We start from the raw sequence: 8,123 nt of genomic DNA, 5'->3' as shown, positions 1-8,123 counted from the left end.
GACCCAGCCGATCAGCCCGGCCAGCACGATCGCCGTGATGGCATAGGCCGCGGTGACATACAGAGCATGCGCGCTCACGCCCGCCGCTCCCTGCGCGCGCCTTCCGCGCCTGCCTTGCCAATCCGTTCGATCATGCCTTCCCTTAGCCCTGCATCGCAGGCTGCGCAATCAGGCGCGGCGCCGCAGATTGAGAACGTTCCGCAGGCCTCAATCCGTCCCGTGACGCAATGCCAGCGCCGCCGCCAGCGGCCCAATCACGGCAAGAAACAGCGTCAGCGCGGCAAGAATGAGGAAGGGCGGCAGGAACGGCGCCGGATCGGCCACCGCGCCGTAGCTGGCCGAGACGCCGAAGATCAGCACCGGAATGGTGAGCGGCAGCACCAGCACGGAGATCAGCAATCCGCCGCGCGGCAGCGCAACCGCCACGGCCGCGCCGGCGGCGCCGATGAAGGTGATGGCCGGCGTGCCGACGAGAAGCGTCAGCGCCGTGGCGCCGATCGCAACCGGCTCCATGTTCATGAACAGGCCGAGCAGCGGTGCGGCTATGACCAGCGGCAGCACGCTGCCTGTCCAATGCGCCACGCATTTGGTCAGCACCGTCAGCGCCAGCATCTGGCGGTCGTAGTTGAGCACAAGCAGGTCGAGCGAGCCGTCCTCGCGGTCGGCTTGGAACAGCCGGTCGAGCCCGAGCAGGCAGGCGAGCAGCGCGGCGATCCACAGGATCGCGGGGCCGATGCGCGACAAAAGGTTGAGGTCCGGCCCGACGCCAAACGGAATGGTGGCGATCACCGCCAGGAAGAAGATCACGCCGACCAGCGCCCCGCCGCCGGCGCGGATGGACAGGCGGATGTCTCGGAGGAAGAGGGCTAGCATGAGCGAGGCGCCTCGGTGACTTGATCGCCCCCTTTACAAACGTCGCGTTCCTTCACACCCCCCTCTGTCCTGCCGGACATCTCCCCCGCAAGGGGGGAGATTGGCAGCTCCACCGCCGGCGATCCCCCTTCAGCATTGAAAATTGGCGAAAGCCGAGGCGACGTCCGATCTCCCCCCTTGCGGGGGAGATGGCCGGCAGGCCAGAGGGGGGTGTGCCGGAACGCAAACGTCATCCAGCTATCCCCAGAACCAACGCCTTCGCCTCTTCCAGCCCCAACGGCAGGTGCGTTGCCGCCACGATAATCCCGCCATCCTCCAGATGATCTCGCATCAGCCCCGCAAACCGCTCCTCCGACGCCTTGTCCAGCCCCGCCGTCGGCTCATCGAGCAGCCATATCGGCCGCCGGCTGACCAAAAGCTTGGCGATTGACGCGCGCCGTCGCTGCCCGGTCGAGAGATAGCCGAACGGCAGGTGGCCGATGCCGCCCAGCCCGACCGTCTCCAGCGCGTCCTCCACGCTTTGCGAAGGTTCACCCTGGAAGGCGCGCCAGAAGCCCAGATTCTCTTCCACCGTGAGCGCCGTCTTCATCGCGTTGAGATGGCCGAGATAATGCGAGGCTGAAGTGACCGTGGGAAACGCTTCGCCGCCGGCCTCGACCCGCACCGAACCCTCGGCTGCCGGCAGCAAGCCGGCGATGACCCTCAGAAGCGTCGACTTGCCGGCGCCGTTCGGCCCGGTGACGACGAGCGCCTCGCCCTTTTCGAGCGCGAATCCGATGCCGGAAAAGACCGTCTCGCCGCCGCGCTCGCCGCCCAGATTTTCGGCGATCAGCCGCATCCTTGCCCCGTCCCGAAAGCACCGTTTCGCGGCCGCCGCCGCATCGCACAAATTCGTCTTTCGACTGTCTAGAACTATTCCAGGAAATTCTCTATATGCGGTTCATCCGTGCCAGCGGTCGGCGCGGGAGAAGAATTAGCGCCGAACCAGCGCACGCGCCGCCTTGAACGGCTCGGGTTGCTTGGGAGCGGACAGCGGAAATGGCCGTACCCGCACCTTTGCGCGTGATTGCATGCCATCGGCGTCCGTTCCCTTTCAGGCTGAACAGACAAGGACGGATCGCACGTGTCAAAATCCCTCGACAGCTTCAAATGCCGCCGCACCCTGACCGCGGGTGGCGCAGACTATGTCTACTTCGACCTCACCGAGGCCGAGAAGAACGGCCTCACCGGCATCGCCCAGTTGCCCTATTCGATGAAGGTGCTGCTGGAGAACCTGCTCCGCAACGAGGACGGCCGTTCCGTCACCAAGGAAAGCATCCAGGCGGTCGCCGCATGGCTGACCGACAAAGGCACCGCCGGCGTCGAGATCGCCTATCGCCCGGCCCGTGTCCTGATGCAGGATTTTACGGGCGTTCCGGCGGTGGTGGATCTCGCGGCCATGCGCGACGGCATCAAGGCGCTCGGCGGCGATCCGGAAAAGATCAATCCGCTGGTGCCGGTCGACCTCGTCATCGACCACTCCGTCATCGTCGACGAGTTCGGCACGCCGATGGCCTTCGCCCGCAATGTCGAGCTCGAATATGAGCGCAACGAGGAGCGCTACAAGTTCCTGAAATGGGGCCAGCAGGCCTTCCGCAACTTCCGCGTCGTGCCGCCCGGCACCGGCATCTGCCACCAGGTCAATCTTGAATATCTCGGACAGGTGGTGTGGACCAACGCCGAGGACGGCGAGACCACCGCCTATCCCGACACCTGCGTCGGCACCGATTCGCACACCACCATGATCAACGGCCTCGGCGTGCTCGGCTGGGGCGTCGGCGGCATCGAGGCCGAGGCCGCGATGCTCGGCCAGCCGGTCTCCATGCTCCTGCCGGAAGTCATCGGCTTCCGCCTTACCGGCAAGCTGAAGGAAGGCGTCACCGCCACCGACCTCGTGCTCACCGTCACCCAGATGCTGCGCAAGAAGGGCGTCGTCGGCAAGTTCGTCGAGTTCTTCGGCCCCGGCCTTTCCAACATGACGCTGGCCGACCGCGCCACCATCGGCAACATGGCGCCGGAATATGGCGCCACCTGCGGCTTCTTCCCCGTCGACAGCGAGACCATCCGCTACCTCACCATGTCCGGCCGCGAGGAGAACCGTATCGCGCTGGTCGAGGCCTATTCCAAGGCGCAGGGCATGTGGCGCGACGCGGGTTCCGCCGACCCGGTCTTCACCGACCTGCTCGAGCTCGACCTCGGCGATGTCGTGCCGTCGATGGCCGGCCCGAAGCGCCCGGAGGGCCGCGTCGCCCTGCAGGACATTCCCGACGGCTTCGCCAAGGCGATGGAGACCGAATACAAGAAGGCGGCCGAGATCTCCAAGCGCTATGCGGTGGATGGCGCCTCCTACGATCTCGGCCATGGCGACGTCGTCATCGCCGCCATCACTTCCTGCACCAACACCTCGAACCCGAGCGTGCTGATCGGCGCCGGCCTGCTTGCGCGCAACGCCAACCGGCGCGGCCTGAAGCAGAAGCCGTGGGTGAAAACCTCGCTGGCGCCCGGCAGCCAGGTCGTGGCCGAATACCTTGAAAAGTCTGGCCTGCAGAAGGAGCTCGACCAGATCGGCTTCAACCTGGTCGGCTTCGGCTGCACCACCTGCATCGGCAATTCCGGCCCGCTGCCCGGCCCGATCTCCAAGACCATCAACGATAAAGGTTTGATCGCTGCCGCGGTGCTCTCCGGCAACCGCAACTTCGAAGGCCGCGTCTCGCCCGACGTGCAGGCGAACTACCTCGCCTCGCCGCCGCTGGTGGTGGCGCATGCGCTGGCCGGCACGGTGACCAAGGATCTCACCACCGAGCCGCTCGGCGAGGGCAGCGACGGCAAGCCGGTCTATCTCAAGGACATCTGGCCGACCTCGGCAGAGATCCAGGAGTTCATCGAGAAGAACGTCACGCGCGAACTGTTCGCCCGCAAATATGCCGATGTCTTCAAGGGCGACGCGTACTGGCAGAAGGTCAAGGCGCCGGAAGGCCAGACCTATGCCTGGGACGATCATTCGACCTATGTGCAGAACCCGCCTTATTTCGCCGGCATGGGCCGCAGCTTCGGCAAGATCGGCGACATCAAGGGCGCGCGGGTGCTCGGCCTGTTCGGCGACAAGATCACCACCGACCACATCTCGCCGGCCGGTTCGATCAAGGCCGCATCGCCGGCCGGCAAGTACCTCACCGAGCACGGCGTCGGTGTCGCCGACTTCAACCAGTACGGCACGCGGCGCGGCAATCATGAGGTGATGATGCGCGGCACCTTCGCCAACATCCGCATCCGCAACCACATGCTGGGCGAGAACGGCCGCGAGGGCGGCTACACGATCCACTATCCCTCGAAGGAGGAGATGTCGATCTACGACGCCGCGATGGAATACAGGAAGGAAGGCGTGCCGCTGGTCATCTTCGCCGGCGTCGAATACGGCAACGGCTCCTCGCGCGACTGGGCGGCCAAGGGAACGAACCTGCTTGGTGTCCGCGCGGTCATCGCCCAGTCCTTCGAACGTATCCACCGCTCGAACCTGGTCGGCATGGGCGTCATCCCCTTCGTCTTCGAGGAAGGCACCTCATGGGCTTCCCTCAACCTCAAGGGCGACGAGCTGGTCGAGATCGACGGGCTGGACACGATCAAGCCGCGCCAGAAGATGGTCGCCAAGGTCACCTACGGCGACGGCACCGTGAAGAACCTGCCGATCGTCTGCCGCATCGATACGCTGGACGAGCTCGACTACTTCAAGAACGGCGGCATCCTGCAATACGTGCTGCGCGATCTGGCTGCTTAGCAGCGAGGCAGTAGGGCTTAGGCAGTAGGGAAAGACCCCCTACTGCCTACCTGCCTACTGCCTACTGCCTAATCAAACCGCCGCCTACCAAGCATTAGCCGGCCGACCCGAAAGTCCTGATCCGGTTCGCTCGCAATAGAGATTGTCCGGCATCAGCAGGCTTTACCTCATGGCGGCGATGCGGCTTCGAAATCGAACCGCGTCGAAAAATGCAGCCGCCTCTCCTGCCGCCGCCTTACCTGCGGTCGCGGCGACAAAATTTCACCGCAACGTGACTTCCCGTTGACTGTCCGTTCTGCCACATATTTTAGCAATCAGAACAAGGCCGGCGTCACCGGCGGGAATCGGAACAGTCATGGCATCTCGAGGACCATTGCGGCTTGCGGCAATAGCGCTGGCCCTTTCAACGTTTGTCGGCGCCGCGCTGGCAAGCGAGCCCGAGAAGCCTCAAGCCGATAAGGTTCAGGCCGAAAAGCCGCTGGGCGTGGTTGAGCTGTTCACCAGCCAGGGCTGCAGTTCCTGCCCGCCTGCCGATGAATTCTTCGCCGAGCTGGCCGCCAAGGAAAACATCGTCGCGCTCGCCTACCACGTCAATTACTGGGACTATCTGGGCTGGCAGGACACGCTGAGCAACAAGAAGAACACCGACCGGCAGTATGATTATATGCGCGCCTTCGGCAGCCGCTCCGTCTACACGCCGCAGGCGGTCATCAACGGCCGAAGCCATGTCAATGGCGCCAGCCGCAGGGACGTCGACGGCGCGTTGGCCCGGATGGACAGGGTGGGCGAGGGCATGCGGGTCGGCATCAAGGTGAGCCGCACCAGCGACCGCGTCATGATCGACGCCGGCGATGCCGGCAACGGCCCGAGCGACGCCCATGTGGTGATCGTCTATTTCGATCCGCCGCAGATGGTGAAGATCGGCCAGGGCGAGAACAGCGGCCGCAGCCTGACCTACTGGAACGCCGTCTCCGACATCCAGACCGCCGGCATGTGGCACGGCAAGGCGCAGCGTTACGAATTGCCGATGACCGAGATCGCCAAGAAGGGCGGTTGCGCGGTGCTGCTGCAGTCCGTAGGCAAGGACGGCATGCCCGGTCCGATCCTCGGCGCCGCCTTCATCCGCAAGCCGTGATTGCCCCCTTCTCCCCTTGTGAGGCCTTTGCACGGAACCGGGTTGGTGATTCCTTGGGTAAAGGATGAAGGGGGATGATTCGGATGGTCGATCGTGTGCTTGGTCAACTGAGCCTTGCGGATGGGCTGGTGTGGTCGGATACGACGGAACTCGACCAGATCGCGCGAGTGATCGACTGGGTGCCGATCAAGGCGCTTCTTGGTCAGCGCAGCGGACCAGGGCGGGGCAACATCAGCTATCCCGCCGAGGCATTGCTGCGCTGTCTGCTCTTGGGCGTTTGGAACAATCTCAGCGATCCCGCGCTGGAGGCACAACTGCGCGATCGGCTGTCGTTCCGCCGCTTTGCCGGCTTCAGCCTGTCGGACCGCACGCCGGACCATTCGACATTGTGGCGCTTCCGCGAAGAGCTGACGTGCGATGGGCTGATTGATCGGGTGTTCGATGAGATCACGCGGCAGCTTGAGCAGAAGGGCCTGATCGTCAAGCGCGGCACGCTGATTGATGCCTCCTTCATGCAGGCCGCCGCGCGCCCACCGGCGAAGCCGAAGAAGGGTGAGGAGGGGTCGACGCGACCATCGGCCGACACCGACGCGCGTTGGGGGCGCAAGGGCAACAAGACCGTGTTCGGCTATAAGGTGCACAACGGCGTCGACGATGCTCACACGCTGATCCGGCGCATGGACTTCACGGATGCATCGATCACCGACACCGAGCCGGCCGACGGCCTGATCAGCGGGGACGAGGAGGCAGCCTATGGCGACCAGGCCTACTACACCCATGCCCGGCATGCCCGGCTTAAGCAGGCCGGCATCAAGGACCGGCTGATGCATCGAGCCAATAAGCACCATCCGCTGACGCCGCGCCAGAAGCTGCGCAACCGGCTGATCTCGACGGTGCGGGCGGCGGTGGAGCGACCGTTTGCGGTGTTCAAGCAGCGCTACGGCATGCGGCGGTTGCGCTTCTTCAATCTGGCGACCAACCGGACGCAGTGCATGCTTGCCGGCTGCGGCTACAATCTGCAGCGGGCGACCGCCGTCCTCTTCCCGAGGAGGAAGCCGGCATGAGGCGGAGTCCGCCCAAAATCCGCCGCGGAGGCGGCCTGAGCCCCAGGAGTGGGGCAAAATACCTCGCCAAGGCGGCCCGATTGCCTTTCAAAAAACGCCCATGTGCCATGTGCGCCAAATATCGGCTCCCATGCAAAGCCCTCCTTGTGGGAGAAGGTGGATCGGCGCGCAGCGCCGAGACGGATGAGGGGTGCTGGAAGAAATGGGGCGCCGGACAATTGAAGGATTGGAAATGCCTAATTCTTCCATGCCGCGATCCTTCCAACACCCCTCATCCGGCCGCTTCGCGGCCACCTTCTCCCACAAGGGGAGAAGGCAAGGCAGGCGCTTAAATCGCCGCCGTAACAATGATCTCGACCAGATATTCCGGGCCGGCGAGCTTGGCTTCGCCGGTGGCGCGGGCCGGTGTGTGGCCCTGCGGCACCCACTTGTCCCATTCCGAGTTCATCTCGGCGAAGGTGCTCATGTCGGCCAGCCAGATGATCGTCTGCACGATCTTGGTCTTGTCGGTACCGGCCTTGGCCAGCAATTCGTCGATGGTCTTCAGGATGTCGCGGGTCTGCGAGGCGACGTTGCCGCCGGGCGCGCCGACCTGACCGGCCAGATAGACGGTGTTGCCGTGGATGACGATCTGGCTCATACGCGGGCCGACATCGATGCGACGAATGCTCATGGGAGGTTCCTTCTTTTCCAGTGTCGCGCTTGTTTAGAGTCCGTGCCGGCTCCGGGCAAGGCCACCGGACGCGAAACCAATTGAGCCAATTGTCCGGCTTCGGCCCGTTCGCATATACGCCGAGTTGACCGGCCGGGACACAATTCCGCCCGGGCGGTGTGTTGACTAATGTAATAACATCACATATCGACGATGCACTCGTTTTAGCGGACCGCCGGAACGTCCTATGATGACCCATGCCTGCCTGACCTTCCGCGACCTGACGCTCGGTTACAACAGCCATCCGGCCATTCATCACCTCAACGGCATCGTCAGAAAAGGCTCGCTGACCGCTGTGGTCGGCGCCAACGGGTCGGGCAAGTCGACGCTGATGAAGGGCATCGTCGGCGTGCTGAAGCCGATGGAAGGCGCGGTTACCCGTGCCCCCGGCGTGCGCACCGCCTATCTGCCGCAGCAGTCGGAACTCGACCGCATCTTCCCGGCGCGCGTCGTCGACCTGGTCTCGCTCGGGCTTTGGCCCAAGCGCGGCATGCTCGGTCGCTACACCAAGGAGGATCGTGAGTC

8 protein-coding genes are annotated in these 8,123 nt (G+C 64.3%); 4 read left to right on the top strand and 4 right to left on the bottom strand.

Annotation, left to right across the window (positions count from 1 at the left end):
• From ccmD to ccmA, 3 genes are all read right to left on the bottom strand, one after another.
• On the bottom strand, positions 1–78 hold a 78-nt coding region (gene ccmD / locus EOA38_RS21060; protein ID WP_127300136.1), incomplete at its 3' end, for a heme exporter protein CcmD.
• Between the two features lie 129 nt (positions 79–207).
• Positions 208–873, bottom strand: coding sequence for a heme exporter protein CcmB (ccmB, locus tag EOA38_RS21055; RefSeq protein ID WP_126091172.1), 666 nt, complete (start codon positions 871–873; stop codon positions 208–210).
• Between the two features lie 229 nt (positions 874–1,102).
• Positions 1,103–1,711 carry a heme ABC exporter ATP-binding protein CcmA gene (gene ccmA, locus EOA38_RS21045; RefSeq protein ID WP_127300134.1) on the bottom strand — a complete coding sequence of 203 codons (609 nt, stop codon included), beginning with the start codon at positions 1,709–1,711 and terminating at the stop codon, positions 1,103–1,105.
• Between the two features lie 285 nt (positions 1,712–1,996).
• On the opposite strand from ccmA, the gene acnA reads away from it, so the two are divergent.
• The 3 genes from acnA to EOA38_RS21030 all read left to right on the top strand — a co-directional run bounded on the left by acnA (position 1,997) and on the right by EOA38_RS21030 (position 6,886).
• Entirely contained in the window at positions 1,997–4,687 is a 2,691-nt protein-coding gene (gene acnA, locus EOA38_RS21040; protein ID WP_126091170.1) for an aconitate hydratase AcnA, read from the top strand.
• Between the two features lie 355 nt (positions 4,688–5,042).
• Positions 5,043–5,822, top strand: a complete 780-nt coding sequence (locus EOA38_RS21035) for a thioredoxin family protein (protein WP_126091169.1) — start codon at positions 5,043–5,045, stop codon at positions 5,820–5,822.
• Positions 5,823–5,896: 74 nt separating this feature from the next.
• Positions 5,897–6,886, top strand: a complete 990-nt coding sequence (locus EOA38_RS21030) for an IS5 family transposase (protein WP_127300133.1) — start codon at positions 5,897–5,899, stop codon at positions 6,884–6,886.
• Between the two features lie 328 nt (positions 6,887–7,214).
• Here EOA38_RS21030 and EOA38_RS21025 read toward each other — a convergent pair whose 3' ends face one another.
• Positions 7,215–7,559 (bottom strand): RidA family protein, encoded by a 345-nt coding sequence (locus EOA38_RS21025; protein WP_126094322.1) that lies wholly within the window; start codon positions 7,557–7,559, stop codon positions 7,215–7,217.
• A 229-nt stretch (positions 7,560–7,788) separates the two neighbouring features.
• Here EOA38_RS21025 and EOA38_RS21020 point away from each other — a divergent pair.
• Positions 7,789–8,123: ATP-binding cassette domain-containing protein (locus EOA38_RS21020; protein WP_127300132.1), on the top strand; the 335-nt coding region annotated here is incomplete at its 3' end.

Origin of the sequence: Mesorhizobium sp. M1E.F.Ca.ET.041.01.1.1 (assembly GCF_003997355.1) — a bacterium.
Lineage (GTDB): Bacteria > Pseudomonadota > Alphaproteobacteria > Rhizobiales > Rhizobiaceae > Mesorhizobium.
The sequence above is the reverse complement of the archived record's forward strand: the minus strand, read 5'-3'. Positions and strand labels throughout refer to the sequence as shown.